Here is a 17920-nt window from a genome sequence, read left to right as displayed (position 1 = left end):
CGCCCCATGAAGACAAGATATACGCTCTTGCCCAGCATCCTCTCACTCGGCCTGCTTGCGACCCTACCTACCCTCGCCCAGCAACAGGAGCCAGCGAAGAGCAAGACCGATACGACCGTGCGCCGCACCTACGTCATCAAAGAGGTCAATGTCAAGGACAAGAAGCGAGAGAAGAAGGTACAGAAGAAAGAGATCGGCCGAGAGGTCGTCTCCGATCGCGATATCAGCCGGCAGTTCATCCTCTCGACGAAGGACTTCGTACGCTACATGCCAGGGGTCGGTATCTCTGAGTCGGTATCCCGCTATGGAAACAAAGGCTTTGCCATACGTGGGGTAGATGAGAATCGCGTATCCATCTCTGTCGATGGCTTGCCACAGGCCGAGACGGAGACGAACGTCGTCTTCAGCTCCTATGGACTCATCAACTCAGCCCGCCCACAGTTCGAGACCGAGTTCATTAAGAAGGTGGAGATCAAGAAGGGGGCTTCCTCCTTCGAGCACGGCACTGGTGCTCTCGGAGGCGCCGTGAACTTCGAGACCAAGGAGGCACAGACTATGATCGAGCCTGGGCGAATCTATGGGATACAGGGGAAGATCGGTGGAGACAACATGGCCAAAGGGCGTATCTATTCGCTCGGTGGTGCAGTCGTCTATAAGGGGATAGAAGCTCTCGCTCTCTATGCTGAACGCACGGGACATGAGGTACGGAACTTCGGGACAGGGGAGCTACGACGTAGCATCTTCGCTACCCGACCCGACCCGATGGAGTATCGGCAGCAGAGCTTCCTCGGCAAGATAGCCTACCGCCACGGAGATCACAAGCTCACAGCCTCCTACTATAGCCAAAACAAAGTGACCGACTCCGAAGTCTGGTCCATGGAGCCTGCCTATGTGCTCACCTCACAGCACGAGCCCTACTACTATGGGCACGACCAGGTACTGACCCGTCGCTATGACGTCAACTACCGATTCACCCCACTCGAGTCCTCGTGGCTCAACCAGCTTAATATCTATGTCAATGGACAGCAGTCCTTCCTCGACGCCGATACACGTAGCTCCATATACCGCCCCGAGATCAGCAACTTTCGCCCCAACTATCTCCCAGCAGGTACGCGCCGTCTACTCAAGGGGATGAGCTTCTACGACCAAGCTATTGCCCTCAAGGCCACCTCTAAGCCCCAAGACTTCGGCGCACTCGGGTATCACTTCTTCACGCTACATGCCTCTTATCTCCATCACCATACCACAGATAAGAATGTCGACATCAGCCGTCCGCTAAACACCTACCGAGAGGGGGTGCGCTACAAGGGGCAATTCTATCGCTTCGGAGAAGAGCTACCTCAGAGCTCCTACATCTACTCCTTCCAGCGCCCAGCCGATCGAGACAACCTCTCCGTAGCCCTCTCAGATAAGATCCAGCTTGGCCGTCTCAAGCTCGACTTAGGGATACGCTACGACCTCTTCTCCTCCCGCACCCGCGACTGGCAGGGAGACAACGACTTCAACTATCTGGGATACCTCATCGGGAATCTCAAGACAGCTGGGATGGACTTCGACAAGGCCAGCATACAAGAATGGGGATTTACCCCCATGGCGATCATCAGCTATGACTTCAATCCCTACCTAAGCGTCGGCTACAAATTCTCCACGGGCTACCGCGTACCGACCTCACAGGAGCGATTCTTCCAGTACGTCAGTCTCTCACCAGCCTTCTTCGTACTATCGAACCCCAAGCTCCGTCGTGAGCTATCGTTCAACCATGAGTGGCATATAGGTACAGCTGATCCTAAGTACTTTGCGTACGATCTGAGCTTCTACTACAACACCTATAAGGACTACATAGAGCCGCTATATGGGGTACAGAAGGTCTTCTTGGATGGGCAGAATAGAGATGTCGCCTACTCGATCAATGAGAATAAGAAGAATGCTCGCCTCTGGGGGATTGACTTCAGCACGAGCCTCTTCCTCGAGGAACTCCTACCACAACTCAAGCGAGCGGGACAATTCATGCTCACGGGTTCCCTGAACTACTCCGAGGGGCGATTCAGCGATGGCACATCAATGCTTGCGATCCAGCCGCTGAAGGCTGTCCTCGGGCTAGATTACGACCTCCCCAAAGAGCGAGCAGGTATCAGTCTACGCGCAAACTTCCTCAAGGCAAAGGACGTTGACCAGACACGCTTCGTCAAGAGCTTCTATGGTGATGAGCAGATCAGCCAGTTCCCCTACTACTTCTTTCAGAACGCTGTGACGGTGGATCTCTTCGCCTACGTCAAGCTGGCTAAGCACTTCACCCTGCGTGCCTCGATCATGAACCTCACCGATACCCGCTACTGGCTTTGGGATGACCTGCGCCAGATCATCAGCCCCGTAATGCTCGTCCAGCACAGCGACTTCTTCCGCGGTGGACTGGAGTCCGTCATACGCTTCTCCCAGCCACGCCGCTATGCCAACCTCTCTCTCGAATTCAAGCTATAGCCCCCCGTCTATGATGGACAAGATCATCAATCGCTACGCAAGCTATTTCCTTCTCTTAGGCGCCCTCTTATGCCTCTCCGCTTGCCACCGCTCCTACGAGCCTCTGCCTCGTGATGAGCAGCAGATAAGTCCAGAGGCCGGTGGACGGCTCCAGATGAATCAAGCGGAGATCCAAAGCCGAGCCAACGCCTACATTCGCCAGCTGGCCTTCGATTTAGCTCGCCAAGAGCTGGAGCTACTTAGTGACAAGGTGGTCCGCGACTCGCTACAAAGCGTATTAGACAAAGCGGAGAAGTTCGCTGATGCCCACCTGATCTACCTCTATGATTCTAAGCATCGCAAGAGGTATCTCAATGGAAAGAAGCGTATCGCCTACTTCCTCGAGCATGGTTATCTCTCCTCCTACGAAGATGATCCGAGCCTGGTCCTTCTAACCCTTGAGGATGGCAACTACTCTCAGCCCGAGGGTATGGACTATGTACCTCGAGACATGAGTGAGCTCTATAACCTCTCGGCCTACCCTCGCACGACCTCACTGGAGATCTCAGCGGGACAACTTGAGCGCCTCGACCTGCGTGGCCTGAAAGATTTGCGTAGACTCCAGATCAAAGGGGCTAAAGATGGACTCATCGTCGATGCCACCGACTGCGCTAAGCTCCGAGAGATTCAGGTCACAGGGACGCCCAACCTCACCATACGTCAGCACCCCGATGCCCGCTTCAAGCTCATCGTCAGCAAGAGCTACTTCTCCAGCCTCTCCAGCCTCGGCGTAGAGCAGGCGAACTCGCTCTATCTCGAGGATGTCCGCCTGCGAGATATTGACCTCCTCGGCAAGGTCAGTCCGAGCATCACATCCCTATCTATCACGGTGGAGGCAGGTGACGTCTACGGTGCTGATGGGCTGCGCTATCGTCCCCTCCCCTTTGACAACACCTTCATCACACAGCTCAGCAATCAGCTTCCTCAGCTACAGAGACTACAGGTCACCTTTGCTGAGCGCCAAGACTTCGACCGAGCCTCCTTTGACAAGCTCAAGCTCCCTGCTCTCCAAGAGCTATCCATCGGCATACGTCCTAAAAAGGGAGCTGTAGCACGCAGTAGTTGGGGACGTAATGTACGCTTTACCTTAGCAGGATGCCCCGCACTCCAGAAGGTCGAGTTGCTCCATCTCTATGCCCCAGAGATTGACCTTTCGCCCCTTAATTCAAGTACCACTCCCCAGCTCCAGCACGTTCTCTTCTCAGGCGCGACGAAGACACTCACGGCACCCAGTCTCTCCCACACCTTTGCCTTCGATGTGGAAGTCGAGGAAGTCGAACAAATCAACGTTCCCCCTTCAGCCAAGAAGAAGGGCAACCTCACTCTTCGTGACTACAACTCTCTTGTCCATACATCCCTGGATCACGAGTACCTACGCAGTCACTTCGCCTCGGTCTACGGGCTGGCGGTAAGCCTCCCTCCGAGCAAGTACGTCCCCCATGCTGATGAGCAAGCGATATGGTTTGCCTTCAATATCCTTGACTTCAGCGGAGAGCAGTGGCGAGGCTTCAAGGGCTTGATCTATCTCCAAGGCCTCGGGGGCGTCACCTCTCGCAATAGTAAGATCGATTACATCGACTTCGGTCACCTCACTAAGGCGAATATAAGCGCCAGCTCCATCACAGTCAATCCAGGCTGTGTCGTCAAGAACGCCCCAGAGGGCCTACGCATCTACTATGCTTCCGCTGGCCAGCAAGAATAACCCGCCGATGCACTTCCCTATGAATAAGCTATCTCGCTATACAGCACTCTCGCTACTCATCTTCACACTCTTCCTCGGAGGCTGCCGCAAGGAAGAGGCGCCTCACACCACGTCCACCCCGTCTGAGACTGAGGAGACGCTCGGAGCTGACCGCTATGTGCTGATGACCTACAAGAGTACGACGATCCCTGCGGGTCCGATGAAGGGGCTCAGCTACAAGGAGAGCTATATCTCTTACTTCGACCACCTCCCCACCTCCGATGGAGTCAACAATATCCTTGAGCGGAATACCCTCTTCGGGCGCTTTGGCTCGGATGGCGGTGGCCTGCTAAAGGCTCATGGCCAGATCTACCGCTACTCCAATGCGGTGAACAACCATGCCCAAGGAGATCTCCTCATCAATAATCCCGTACGCCTCACATTCTCACCCTCAGCTCAAGCTATCGGCGAGCGAGCCTACCTCGAGAGTGATGCCGACGGCTTTAGTCAAGCGGAGAAAAACTTCGCCATCGGGGAGCAGCTCGGCTTCCTGATCCAACCTCCAGCTATAGACCGTATCATAGAGGTGACGACTTTCGACCCCAAGACGATGGCGAAGCTCCCAGCAAAGATCCTCATCTCCGAAGCCGACAAGGAGCGTATCCGCCAGTTCATCCTCGAGAAGACACCTGCTCTATCGGGCCAGCAGCTCCCCCGCCTCGTCCTGGGGATGAAGCTCATGGTACTGCACGAAGGGACACTGATCATGGATGCAGAGCTCCAGTCCGATGCCCATACCAACCTCTCTCGAGACTGCTACCTCGTCGCCTACGAAGCTAAGAACGGAGGCCGCCTCCTCTCGCTCTCCTACCTGCCGAATACAGGACGTCTCGGCACTCCCTCCGAGCTCCTGCAATATGCCCATGACGAAGCCGGGGACCTCTACCTCCTCGCCCAAGGAGGTGACCTCCTTGGCTTCTATCAGAACTCTCTCATCTATCGCATCCGCCATGGTAGCCATGAAGTAGACCCCGACTGGCAGGTAAAGATCTCGGATCTTGGCCTCAGCTACCCCGCACGATTCAACGGGATCTATGTCTACCAAGGCAAACTCCTAACGATGGTCTCTGCCCACCAGCTATCAGCTATCAGAAGCGAGATCCCCCAAGACGAATGGCAGTACTACACCATCGATCTGGCGACACGCCAAGCAGAGCCAATAGCGTCACTACGCCCCTCTTCGGCCTTCCGCCAAGGTGTGAATATCGGGACGGTCATCGACGGGCGCCTCTATCTGCGCTATGTCCGTACAAGTAGCGAAGCTCCCTACAACGGATACTATACCTACGATGTCACCACAGGCCTCGCCACACCAGCCTTCTCCGTAGCTCTACAAAGTGGCTATATCGCCGACTTCAAGAAGATCACCCTCACACCTCAGCCCCGATGATAAGCAGACGCCCCTACCTCCTTGCGCTACTCCTTGCGCTCATCACCGCCTGCACCAATGATCTCCCGACCGATCCCTCGGGACAGAAGAGTCGCATCCAGTTCCCCTCTTCACTCACCCTGGAGAAGCTACTCGGCGTGACGTGGAAGATCGACCACGAGAAGCAAGAGGTGATCCTCCCACAACGTCTCGGGAACCTATCCGCTGCAGCCCGACCCATACTCAACGTAGCAGGCAAGCATCTCAACTCCCTCTATCTCTCTAAGACAGGGCAAGTCTATGCCACCTATGTCATCGAGGAGTTTGGGAGCACAATCTTCTACTACACAGGTACCTGGACTCTGGACCCCAAGGCCCCCGAAGAGCTCCTTGTACGAGTCGGCTCTCCCATCGGGGGAGATCTGGAGTATCGGATGAAGATTCGTCGCTTCAACCTATTGAATAACATGCTCACTATGGAGGCCTTCTTTGTCAATCCCGACTACAGCTTCTCGGCGCTGATGACGGGTAAGGGGGCTCAAGATGACTACTGGAGCAAGGAGACCGATGTCATCGACCCATCTTGGAGCGAACGCAATCCGATTAGCCAAGCCCCAATAGACTATCGTACCATCCTCGGCTCCTATCGCGTCGACCTTGAGACCTGGAAGCGTGTCCTCTATATCGATGACGCCCTATATAATGTTTATCCACTCCTCTCGCGCTACCAACTGAGCTTCCAAAGCAATGGTCAGGTACTGCTGAGCTCACTCCCCGTCCTGCAGTATGGGATCAATATCTATAAGGGGACGTGGCGTGTCGCTGGGAGTAAGGTCCTCCTGACCTTCCCACTCTTCCCCTTCCGAGGAGATACCGACCACTATGCTGGCACCTTCGAGATCGACGTCATCCCCCCGATAGCCACGACCTACGCACGGCACGACGTCACCCTGATCATGGAGCTCGTACGTGACGAAGAGGAGTCTACCCTCGTCCATATCTCTGAGCCAGGGATGATCTCGGCTTACATTACCCTACACAAGGTCAAGTCCAAGTAGCTACACACATGATGATGAAAGTCAAAGCCTACCTCCTCGCCCTCCTCTCGATACTCCTCCTCTCCGCCTGTCGTAGTACAGCGGAGACACCACAGCTTGACCTCAATGATGGCGGCAAAGGCCTGGAGCTCACGGCTCGCAGTACAGGGGATACGCTATATATACCCTTTTCCTCCTCAGTCACCGATGAGCGCTTACAGATCACCGAGGCAGAGGACTGGATCGAGACAGAGCTTCGTCGTGGTCAGCTCCTCGTCTATGCAGCCCGCAATAGTACGCCCTTCGCCCGCCAAGCAGAACTCATCCTCCAGATCATCGAGCGAGGAGGGCGCCAGGCAGCCCGCCGTATCACGATCCGTCAGGAGGCAGACGAATCACTGGCTACCGATAGGTATCTCTTCCCCGATATCCCTGTCTTGGGCTTCCCCTTGAGCACATACTATAGCAACAAAGAGAAGATCTACACGATACCTCTTTCCGCCACTGGAGGGACCCATACCGACCCCATACTCTTCCGCACCAACCTCTCCGGCGATCAGCTACGCATAAGCTATGACTACGGTGAAGGCTCGAGCGATTGGGTGCACGACCTACAGATCATCAAGACAGGGGATAGCTGGGGTATCAGCCTCCGTGCAGATGCTATCCCGACGAGTATGGCACAGCGCCGAGTACGCATCACGCTCGCTGATGCTCAGTTCGCAGACCAAAAGATCTCCTTTGACTACCTCCAGCTGGGGCACTCTACCGTCTCGTTTGTGCACCCCGAGCAGATGTTCACAAGCCTTGGGATGCTTCCCCAGCAGATCTCTATCCCACTGAAGACCGACCTACCGCTGAGCAAGCTCCACCTCACTGTCTATATCGACAGTCACAACCTCGAGGGTCAGATAGAGCGGAATGGCGATGGCGAGGTGACGCCAGACTACCGAGAGAAGTATCGTAGTCCCTTCTGGCAATACGCCGTCAATACGCAGGATGAGCAGATGGAGCGTCCAGCGCTCCAGCGGTACTTCCGACTCATCAAGAGCCCCGGCGGAGTCACCCTCACGGGGCAGACCACGACGAGTGCAGACTTCCTCGATCTCTCACTCCTGATGAGCAAGGGCTTCAGCCTCGTCTACTGTATCACCAATGATGCGAACGATCAGAAGCTTTGGGGATTCCTCCAGCTACCCAACCACAACCGCCATCTCTATCTCCACAGCCAGCATGGCAAGAGCGAGGAGCGTATCACCCTCCCAGCTGAAGCATCTGAGTTTGCCCTCAGCTACCGGACGAATCTTCACTTTGATGATATCGAGTGGACTCGCCCAACCTTCGTCACCCTCCCCGAGCGCTCTTGGGGAGCGGAACTCCCTGTACCCGAGGGCTCGACTATCCACTACCCCGATCTAACGAATTTCAAGGGAATACGTGTCACAGCTAACCCGCTACGCACCATCCGACGCTTCTCCATCACCGCCACCTTTGGCACGTATGTAGGAAGCGAATATATAGGACCGAAGCTGGCTCCTCTGCAGTTCACTTGTGAGCAAGCACCCTTCACGGGAGTATATGAGTTCGCCACCAGCGAAGACACCACTCTTGATCTGGCAGCGCTCCCCGACGATGAGAGCAGCAAGATGGTCGTCGCCACGATTGCCCTCACCACCAATCTCTCACAGGAGCAGATCCAGATCACCAAGCCTCAGGCGCGCAGTGGCTGGATCCAGGCAGAGCTCGGGATAGACCCCGAGACGGGCTATGTCAGCTCGATCGCCTTCTACTTGGATAAGAATACGAGTGGAGCTGATCGCAGCACCCAGATACGCCTTATCCCCCCGACGGGCGAAGGTCTATCCCCCATCATCTTCACCATCCGTCAGACGCACTAAGCACGCTCAGCACGATGAACTACCGCATCGCCATCACGGCGCTCCTCGCCATCCTCTCCCTTCTCTCCTGCTCACAGGAGGATCCCGCCATCGAGACGCTCACGATAGCCTCCTTAGGCTCCGACACCCTCTATACGGGTAGGGAGTACCACCTCTCGGTCACCTCTACTCCTCGAGTCGAGTCCCCACGTCTCTCATGGAGTGTCTCCGACGCCAGCATCGCATCCATCCAGTACGGGGGCGTACTGAAGCCACTACGCAAGGGCGAGCTTACGGTCCTCGTGACCTCACTCCAGTCAGGGGGCAAGCGCGTGCGAGCCAGCCGCCACTTCACCCTCATCTCCTCTGGGGTCTACCTGCGTGATCGCTCGATCACGATCAATCCCCTCGAGACCTACACGCTCCCCTACCGCTTCCTCCCCGAAGACTACAAGCCTACAGAGGCACTCTCATGGAGTGTCGCCGATCCCTCCATCGCCTCAGTCGATAGCGAGGGGCGGGTACGCGGCCTCACTGATGGTGAGACGACGGTCTATGTACGCCTGGGCAATCCCCTCTCAGGCTTCTTCTCTGAGGACTCGGTAGCTGTGACAGTGCGCCACCACGCAGCCCCTACCTACACCTACACGGATGGAGTGCTGGAGCTTACGCAGAAGGTCCCAGGGCTCCTACCCATGGTCGCTAAGGAGATGCCCTACTTCTCCAAGATCATCGTCCATGGCCCGATCAATGGCTCCGACCTACTCTTCTTCAGCGAGCAGAATGCCCGCATCGATGCCCTCGATCTCTCCGATACACGCATCGTCAGTGGTGGTCGCACTGTCCTCCCTAAGAAGCGCTTCTTCAGTGACCCCGAGCCTACCCCGGTAGCTGTAGAAGACGATATCCTCCCCTCGGCCTTCGCTTCAGGTCTCACGATCAAGGCGCTGACCTTACCTCGCGGGCTAAAGGGACTCATCAGCTTCGGGCTCAACTTCATCTACACAAGTCTCACCCTGCCCGAAGGCTATGAGAAGATCGAGCTCGGAGAGTTCGCTACGGAGCAACTCCACCTCCCCAAGAGCCTCAAGCGCCTCTACTGTGATCAGCCGAAGCTCTTCGTGGAGCTGACGGGGAGGGAGGATGATCTGAAGATCTCCTCTGTAAAGGATGAGCTTGTACTCCCCGAAGGCCTCGAGGAGCTACGGGCACTCCTGGAGCTCAGCAGTCCGCTTACCCTCCCCCGATCGCTGAAGGCGGTGACCCTTACCGGGCGCTTCGATGATATCACCTTTGCTGGACCCTCAGCCATCACCACACTCAGTAGCACCTTCTTCATCCAGCACCCCAATCAGGATAAGGGACCTCTCTCCACGATCCAGGCCAAGACACTCCGCCTGCCTGAGGGGCTCGAGACGCTCGGAGCACGCGCACTGGCCGCTGGAGCCTATGGCTACTTCATCATCAATCAGCAGATCGACCTGAGGACGGCGCTCAATATCAAGCAGCTCCTCCTCCCCTCTACACTTCGGAGCATAGGCGAAGCAGCCTTCTTCTCCGCACAGATCCAGGAGTCCGTCACACTCCCCCAGCGCTTACGCACCATCGGCCCGCTGGCCTTCTACGCCAGCAGCCTCCCTGAGATCACGCTTCCAGAGAGCCTTCAGCGCATCGATGATCAGGCCTTCGCCCTATGCGGATCGCTGGAGACCGTTCGAGCTCTCGGGAAGACCCCTCCGATACTGGGCTCTATGGCTTTCTTCCGTACGACAAAGCAGGGGCGCATCGAGCGTCTCATCGTCCCACACGGGTGCAAGTCAGCGTACGTCAAGGCAGGCTACGCACCGTTCTTCTTCGACATCGTAGAGGCTGCTCATTAGTCCCACCATCTATCGCTTATCTCCTATGATACGCTACTCCTTCCCTAAGCGTCAGTGGTATCTCACCCCACTCCTTTTACTCTTACTCATCCTCGTCTGTGGCCTACAGAGCTGTAGCAAGGGTAGTCCTCAGGAGCCCAAGTCCAGCGGCCTCGCCGGCTCTCTATGGACTGAGGGGACGGGGACGATGCTCCTCGACTTCGTCAGTGACAGCGAAGTGCGCTTCACCCTCACCCCCTCAGGGAGCCCTCGCACGATGAGCTACACGACCTCCTATCGCCTCGAGGGGCAGACGCTCTACATCACCGACATCATCCGTACCACACCCTTCGGCGAAGCGATCCTCTTGAAGGACTTCCGCGCGGAAATCAGCTCGACTAAGCTCGTAGCCAACTTCACCACGGCATCAGTCACCATCGACCCAGAGAGCAAGACACCATCCTTCTCCCCCCAACCGTTGAAGGGATATATCTTCCACCGCAAGGCATAGCATCAGTCCTCCTCTATACGATAGCGCCCCACCTCCCTCTGCGGGAAGTGGGGCGCTACTTTTATGCAGATAGGTGGGCTATCGCTAAAGCGTCGTGAGGCGAGGCAGTGACTTGAGAATCGTGGGGCAATAGTGATCCGCAGTACAGACCAGTAGTCATTTGCAATCGAACCACTACTGGTCTGCACTCGAACTACTACTGGTCTGCATTCCGACCACTACTGGTTCACACTCCGACCACTACTGGTTCACACCTCGAAGTAGTAGTGGTTCGCACTCCCCTTCTCTACGCCCTTATGCTCTACGCTTCGAGAGGGAGTGACTTCACCATATACAAAAACAAAAGCTCCCCCTGTACGAAAGCTTCGCACAGGGGGAGCCTGCTTGATTGGGCTTAGTGTCAGAGACGACTACTTAGCTGCAGGGATTTCCTTGAGGACCTGCAGGAGGTGACGCCACCAGAGGTCTACCGTCTTGATCTCGATACGCTCAGCGGGTGAGTGTACGTCACGGAGCGTAGGACCGAAGGATACCATATCGAGGTCGGGATAGACATCGAGGATCAGACCGCACTCGAGACCTGCGTGGATAGCCTTAACAGCTGCTTCCTTGCCGAAGAGCTTGCGATAAGCATCAGCCGAAGCCTTCAGGATAGCAGAGTCTGGGTTGGGCTTCCAGCCTGGGTAAGAGTCGGTGACCTTGACATCAGCACCGGCGAGCTCGAAGACAGAGGCTACCATCTCCGAAGCGCTGTCGCGCAGGCTCGTCGTGGAGCTACGCTGGCTGGTTTCGACGAGGATGACGCCGTCACGCTGCTTGATAGAAGCGAGGTTATTCGACGTCTCTACCAGATTTTCCAGCTCGTGGCTCATACCGAGTACGCCGTGAGGGCAAGCGTAGAGCGCACGTACGAGAGCGGACTTCGTCTTGCAGTCGATGACCTGTGCTGGAGCAGCAGCGTCCTCGATATCGAGGCGGACCTTGGGGTCGACGGCCTTGAGCTCATTGCGTACAGCAGCATCGAGCTCGCGGAGGAGTTCCTCAGCCTTAGCCTTGTCAGCGGGCTTGACACCGATGAGCGCGTGAGCTTCGCGGGGGATAGCGTTGTGGAGGTTACCGCCACCGATCTCAGCGAGGCACCAGTCGAGGTTCTTCTCGAGAGCGTAGAGGTAGCGCGTGAGGAGCTTATTAGCGTTGCCGAGGCCGACATGGATCTCACCACCAGAGTGACCTCCCTTGAGACCAGAGACCGAGGCACGGAGCCATACGAGATCCTGAGGGGCAGCCTTGTACTCGGGCTTGAAGGTAGCGACGATACCCTTACCACCGGCGCATCCGATGAAGAGCTCACCTTCGTCCTCGCTGTCGAGGTTGATGAGGATCTTACCGGTGAGGAAGCCAGGCTGGAGGGCGAAGGCACCGGTCATACCGGTCTCTTCGTCGATGGTGAAGAGGGCTTCGATAGGCCCGTGTTCGATGTCGTCCGAGGCAAGGACGGCGAGCTGTGCAGCACAGCCGATCCCGTTGTCAGCACCGAGGGTGGTGCCGTCAGCATGGAGCCATTCGCCATCGATGATGGTACGGATGGGGTCGTTGTCGAAGTCGTGCACGGTACCAGCGTTCTTCTCGCATACCATGTCGACGTGACTCTGCAGGATGAGCTTGACACGGTCTTCGTAGCCAGGGGTAGCAGGCTTGCACATGACGATGTTGCCCACCTTATCCTTCTTGTACTCGATACCGTGGTCCTTAGCGAACTTCTCGAGGTAAGCGATGATCTTCTCTTCCTTCTTCGAGGGGCGGGGGACTTGTGTGATCTCATGGAAGTACTTCCAGACAATCTTGGGGTTCAGCTCTGTAATTTCCATTGCTTTACTTGATGTTTACGTATAGGTAAATGTGTTGGCAGGGCGACAAGCAGCACTTTTCTGTACCCCTCGTAGTACACTTAAGGCCTTAATCAGCGAAAACTTGTACCTTTGCTCCCAACAAATATAACGATAAAAAACAAGCATGGCACTCCTTTCGATAGTCCTCTTCGTAGGTGCAGTCATACTTTTCATTCTCTCTAAAGGCAAAGACAAAGAGTAGTATGTCACTATTCCTCATCTCACTCCTCGCTATGGGGCTCGTGGTCTTCCTCCTCTCTATCGGGTTGATCTTCAAGAAGAACGGGCGCTTCCCCAGCACCCACGTTGGGGGCAACCGAGCTATGCAGCAGCGTGGTATTTCGTGCCACACGTCACAGCACAAGGACGCCCAGCGCCACAAGACCCTGGCTGAGCGCCTCTCAGCTAACGAGGGGTAAGCCACCTCTATAGCCCCCACTATCCACCCCGCATATCCATATACAAATCATAATCTACCTATGACAAAGAAAGGTTTCGTAAGCCTCGGCACACTCGCCATCGCACTCGCCAGCTCCCTCTGCCTCTCCTCCTGTGGAGGGAACAAGGCCGAGCAGAAGTCTACCCCCACCACTCCCGTTGAAGTACAAGCTACTGGCCTGCCCATTGCTCTTGTGAATATGGACAGTGTCACCTCACAGTATAAGTTCGCACAGGAAATCAAGGAAGCTCTCGAGAAGGATGCTGCCGCTCACCAGACCCGTCTTCAGGGCAAGAGCGCTGCCATCCAGAAGGCTGCAGCCGACTTCGAGCGCCGTATGCGCATCAACGCTTTCGTCTCTGCAGAAGCCCAGCAGGCTGAGCAGCAGAAGCTCATCCGCATGCAGCAGGAAGGTCAGGCTCTCAGCGCTGAGCTATCCGAAAAGCTTGCCCTCAAGCAGCAGTCCCTCCTCGAGGATATGATGAAGTCGATCCGCGAGCAGCTCAAGGACTACAACAAGGATGGCCGCTACAAGCTCATCCTCACCAAGGTCGGCGACAACATCCTCTACGCAGAAGACGCGCTCGACATCACCGAGGACTTCATCAAGTACCTCAACGAGCACTATAACGCTGGCGAAGGCGTCCAGGCTAAGACGGACTCTACCGCTAAGAAGTAGTATCCACCCTGTGGGCTTCATCGCCCCAAGGTACACCGCATAGAGGGGGAGCAGCATCACGCTGCTCCCCCTTATTATTTGGACCTACTCCCCCACGCTATATAGGATGGCTGTCTATTCCTATATAGGTCGATGAGCTGACCTATATTAGGTTGTTGCTCTGCGTAGGGATAAAAGTTGTGGACGAGTGACAGATAAGTTTGGGCTACGTACGTAGCTCTAATGTCTACGTACGTGGATATTTGGATTTACGTGCCTGGTCTTTAAGACTACGTGCATAGATAGACGAATTCTACTACGGGAAGGCGCTTTTTCTTCACGAGAAGGACACATTTCCCTCTGCATGATAAGAGGAATACTTGTGATAGGGAAGGGCTTGCGTATCACTTCGGAGAGGTACATCAGGGTGCTGGGCGTGCGATGCCTTAGCACAATAAATAGAGGGTAGGACTCTCGGCAACAGTCTCTAAAGGCTGTACAGGAATGCCCGCACACGCTCCCCTCAAACAAAGACATCGCCCCGTGATCCGAAGAGCGGATCACGGGGCGATGCGTATTGGTATGTGTGAGGTGGTGTGAGGTAGAGGCTTAGCTCTGGCTCACTTCTGCCTCTTCGCGCTCAGCCTTCAAGAGGGCTGCGACCTCCTCCAGCTGCGTGTAGAATTCCTCGCCAAAGGCGCGGACGAGCGGCGCACGCAGGAACTGATAGACGGGCACCTGGAGCTTGCGCCCGAGCTTGAGCGCGCACTTGCAGATCGACCACTTATGGTAGTTCACCGCCGTGAAGGTGGGGTACTTCGTCAAGCGCACAGGATAGAGCTGACAGCTGATGGGCTTGATGAAGTCCGTCTTCCCTTCGCCATAGACCTTCTCGAGGGCGCAGGCACAGCGTCCCTGCTCGTCGTAGGTGGTGAAGACGCAGTCACGCCCATTCACGATAGAGGTCACCTCGTCACCGTCTTCATCGAGGTAGCTGACGCCCTGCTCCTCGATGATCTTGAGGGCCGCAGGGGAGAGGAGGTGACGCACATGGGGCAGGCACTGGCGGAGCTGCTCCGCTTCGCCCTCCTCCAGCGGCGCACCGCTATCGCCTTCGACGCAGCACTCCCCCTTGCAGGTGTCGTAGTCGCAGACGAAGAGTACGTCGAAGAGGTCTTGACTGACGATCTTATCTTCTATTTGGATCACTCGGCAGGTCCTCCTATTATCGGATCTTCAGCGTGACGATAGTCATCGCAGCCAGCAGGATACCGATGAGCCAGAAGCGCATCGTCAGCTTGGCCTCAGGGATCTTAGCGATAGGACGCTTCAGGATACTATCCGTAGCCGCGCCGCCAGGGAGCTGGAAGTGGTGATGCAGGGGCGCCATCTTGAAGACGCGCACACCCTTGCCCGTACGCATACGGGTGTACTTGAAGTAGAAGCGCTGGATGAAGGAAGAGGTAAATTCGGCGATGAAGATACCGCAGAGGATAGGCAGGAGGAGCTCCTTACGAATGAGGATAGCGAAGACACCGATGATACCACCGAGTGCCAGACTACCCGTGTCGCCCATGAAGACCTGTGCGGGATAGGAGTTGTACCAGAGGAAGCCTGCCGTCGCCCCAACGAGCGTAGCGGCGAAGATAACCAGCTCTTCTGCCCCTGGGATAAACATCGTATTCAGGTAACCCGCCATATCGTGGTGCGAGGAGACGTAGGCAAAGACCCCCAGCACCACCCCGACAATAGCCGACGAACCCGAGGCCAAGCCATCGACGCCGTCGGTGAGGTTCACACCATTGGAGAGGAGCATGACGACGACGACCGTCATCATGATGAAGATGGTCACCCCGACGATCTTCTTCACCCCTGGATCAGAGAAGGGAAGGATCTCAGAGTAATCGAGGTTATTGGCCTTGAGGAAGGGGATAGAGGTCTCGAGGCTCTTGGTATCTGTGGTCTCGAAGCGAATCTCACGCACACCGCCCTCACGGACGATCTCACTATTACGCTTGATGACGACCGAGGGGCTGAGGTAGAGCGTCACACCGACGATGAGGCCGAGGACGACCTGCCCGATGATCTTGTAGTGCTCCTTGAGCCCGTTCTTATCCTTCTTGAATACCTTGATATAGTCATCAGCAAAGCCCAGAAGCCCCATCAAGAGCGTCGTGACGATCATCAGGATGACGTAGATATTGTCCAGTCGCGCAAAGAGGAGCGTAGGCACCAGGATCGCCATGATGATGATGATACCCCCCATCGTGGGGGTGCCCTTCTTCGTCTGCTCGCCTTCGAGACCGAGGTCACGCACCAGCTCGCCGATCTGCTTGCGGCGGAGGAAGTCAATGACCTTGCTCCCCCAGATCGTGCTGATCAGGAGCGCCACGATGAGCGCTAAGCCCACACGGAAAGAGACGTAGGTGAAGAGACGTGAGAAAGGTAAGGCAATACCCTGACGGGTCAAGTACTCAAAAAGGTGATAAATCATAATCTTGTGTAGAGTGAAATACTAAGCTTCGTGAGCGAACTGCTCGAGGATGATCTCGCGGTCATCGAAGTGATGACGCACACCTGCGATCTCCTGATAAGTCTCGTGGCCCTTGCCTGCGACGAGGATTAGGTCGCCTGCAGAGGCCAACATCGTAGCCGTGCGAATAGCCTCGGCACGGTCGGTAATAGAGAGCGTGCGGCTCAGCTCTTGGGGGCTCAGGCCAGCACGCATCTCCTCGATGATCGCTACGGGATCTTCGCTACGGGGATTGTCGGAGGTGAGGATGAGGCGGTCAGCACGGACTGCCGCCTCGTGCGCCATGATCGGGCGCTTACCGCGGTCACGGTCACCACCACAGCCGACGACGCAGATGATCTTCGAGCCCTTTGAGCGAAGACTCGAGAGCGTCTCCAGCACATTGATGAGGGCATCGGGAGTATGCGCATAGTCGACGACAGCGATATAGCCACGTTTCTCGGAGATGAAGCTCTGGAAGCGCCCGTCGACAGCGGTGAGCTCGCTCAGGCGGCGCAGAGCCTCTTCCTTCGACATACCGAGGAGGGTCGCTGCCGCATATACGGCGAGGAGGTTGTAGACATTGAATTCGCCGACGAGTCGCACCAGCACCTCGACACCTGCGATACGCAGCTGCGTGCCGTAGGGATAGAGCTCGAGGATCTCAGCACGGTAGTCGGCTGCCGCACGCAGTGCATAGCTATACTGATGCGCACGGGTATTCTGCAGCATCACAGCGCCGTTCTTATCATCGGCATTCGTCAGCGCAAAGGCATCCTTGCCGAGCCCATCGAAGAAGCTCTTCTTAGCGCGGAGGTACTCCTGTACCGTGCCGTGATAGTCGAGGTGGTCGCGTGTGAGGTTCGTGAAGATACCGCCACGGAAGTGCACCCCAGCGGCACGATGCTGCGCCATAGCGTGGGAGCTGACCTCCATGAAGACGTGCGTACAGCCCGCTGCCTGCATACGCGAGAGGAGCGCCTGCAGCTCGGGGGCCGAGGGCGTGGTGTGCGTAGCGGGGACGGCTTCGTCCTCGATGTAGTTGCACACCGTGCTCAAGAGGCCACAGCGATAGCCCGCCGCACGGAAGAGGCGGAAGAGAAGCGTGGCGATAGTCGTCTTGCCATTCGTCCCCGTGACACCGACGACTTGCATCGCCTGAGAGGGGTGGCCGTAGAGTGCCGAGCTGGTGAGCCCGAGCACCTCGGCCGTAGAGCCGACGACGATATAAGCGACGTCCGCACGCTGCTCCTCGGGGAGCGTCTCGACGAGGACGGCACGTGCACCCGCCTCGATAGCGGCGGGGATGAAGCGATGCCCATCGGCATGGACACCACGTAGGGCGACGAAGAGCGTCCCGGGCTGCACAGCACGGGAGTCTTCGGTGATATGAGTGATCTCACAGCCCGCGATGAGTGCGGGGTCGGAGGGTGAGGTATAGGCAATGCCTTGGAGAAGGGTGCTCAGTGTCATTGGATATATAGAATTGATATACGTCGATGAGGGGAAAG

13 protein-coding genes are annotated in these 17920 nt (G+C 56.4%); 9 read left to right on the top strand and 4 right to left on the bottom strand.

The genetic code is table 11. The features are described from left to right. Window positions 1-6: 6 nt before the first annotated feature. The 7 genes from HMPREF1121_RS05585 to HMPREF1121_RS05555 are packed head-to-tail and all read left to right on the top strand — an operon-like array spanning window position 7 to window position 10911. Entirely contained in the window at window positions 7-2478 is a 2472-nt protein-coding gene (locus HMPREF1121_RS05585) for a TonB-dependent hemoglobin/transferrin/lactoferrin family receptor (protein WP_044115239.1), read from the top strand. 10 nt (window positions 2479-2488) lie between these two features. Beyond that, window positions 2489-4219 (top strand): hypothetical protein, encoded by a 1731-nt coding sequence (locus HMPREF1121_RS05580; protein ID WP_044115238.1) that lies wholly within the window; start codon window positions 2489-2491, stop codon window positions 4217-4219. A 19-nt stretch (window positions 4220-4238) separates the two neighbouring features. Further along, entirely contained in the window at window positions 4239-5648 is a 1410-nt protein-coding gene (locus tag HMPREF1121_RS05575; RefSeq protein WP_156946058.1) for a hypothetical protein, read from the top strand. Next, entirely contained in the window at window positions 5645-6685 is a 1041-nt protein-coding gene (locus HMPREF1121_RS05570) for a hypothetical protein (protein WP_044115236.1), read from the top strand. The genes HMPREF1121_RS05575 and HMPREF1121_RS05570 overlap by 4 nt, the downstream gene beginning before the upstream one ends. An 11-nt stretch (window positions 6686-6696) precedes the next feature. After that, a complete protein-coding gene (locus HMPREF1121_RS05565) occupies window positions 6697-8562 on the top strand; it encodes a hypothetical protein (RefSeq protein ID WP_156946057.1) in 1866 nt (621 codons plus the stop codon). 14 nt (window positions 8563-8576) lie between these two features. After that, on the top strand, window positions 8577-10421 hold the full coding sequence (locus tag HMPREF1121_RS05560) for a leucine-rich repeat protein (RefSeq protein ID WP_044115233.1): 1845 nt from the start codon (window positions 8577-8579) through the stop codon (window positions 10419-10421). A gap of 25 nt (window positions 10422-10446) precedes the next feature. Next, window positions 10447-10911, top strand: coding sequence for a hypothetical protein (locus tag HMPREF1121_RS05555; protein WP_044115232.1), 465 nt, complete (start codon window positions 10447-10449; stop codon window positions 10909-10911). Window positions 10912-11321: 410 nt separating this feature from the next. Here HMPREF1121_RS05555 and HMPREF1121_RS05550 read toward each other — a convergent pair whose 3' ends face one another. Continuing rightward, on the bottom strand, window positions 11322-12779 hold the full coding sequence (locus HMPREF1121_RS05550) for an aminoacyl-histidine dipeptidase (RefSeq protein ID WP_009432290.1): 1458 nt from the start codon (window positions 12777-12779) through the stop codon (window positions 11322-11324). Window positions 12780-13003: 224 nt separating this feature from the next. Here HMPREF1121_RS05550 and HMPREF1121_RS05545 point away from each other — a divergent pair, with 224 nt between their 5' ends. Beyond that, entirely contained in the window at window positions 13004-13219 is a 216-nt protein-coding gene (locus tag HMPREF1121_RS05545; protein ID WP_044115231.1) for a hypothetical protein, read from the top strand. A gap of 60 nt (window positions 13220-13279) precedes the next feature. Beyond that, a complete protein-coding gene (locus HMPREF1121_RS05540; protein ID WP_044115230.1) occupies window positions 13280-13918 on the top strand; it encodes an OmpH/Skp family outer membrane protein in 639 nt (212 codons plus the stop codon). A 588-nt stretch (window positions 13919-14506) separates the two neighbouring features. Here HMPREF1121_RS05540 and HMPREF1121_RS05535 read toward each other — a convergent pair. Genes HMPREF1121_RS05535 through HMPREF1121_RS05525 form a run of 3 tightly spaced genes read right to left on the bottom strand, consistent with a single transcriptional unit; the run spans window position 14507 to window position 17882 of the window. Further along, window positions 14507-15106, bottom strand: a complete 600-nt coding sequence (locus HMPREF1121_RS05535) for a DUF3109 family protein (RefSeq protein WP_044115229.1) — start codon at window positions 15104-15106, stop codon at window positions 14507-14509. 16 nt (window positions 15107-15122) lie between these two features. Further along, window positions 15123-16391 carry a phospho-N-acetylmuramoyl-pentapeptide-transferase gene (locus tag HMPREF1121_RS05530; protein WP_044115228.1) on the bottom strand — a complete coding sequence of 423 codons (1269 nt, stop codon included), beginning with the start codon at window positions 16389-16391 and terminating at the stop codon, window positions 15123-15125. 21 nt (window positions 16392-16412) lie between these two features. After that, window positions 16413-17882 carry a UDP-N-acetylmuramoyl-L-alanyl-D-glutamate--2,6-diaminopimelate ligase gene (locus HMPREF1121_RS05525; RefSeq protein ID WP_052353615.1) on the bottom strand — a complete coding sequence of 490 codons (1470 nt, stop codon included), beginning with the start codon at window positions 17880-17882 and terminating at the stop codon, window positions 16413-16415. Between the last annotated feature and the right edge of the window lie 38 nt (window positions 17883-17920).

The organism is Porphyromonas sp. KLE 1280 (assembly GCF_000700805.1).
GTDB lineage: Bacteria > Bacteroidota > Bacteroidia > Bacteroidales > Porphyromonadaceae > Porphyromonas > Porphyromonas pasteri.
The sequence above is the reverse complement of the archived record's forward strand: the minus strand, read 5'-3'. Positions and strand labels throughout refer to the sequence as shown.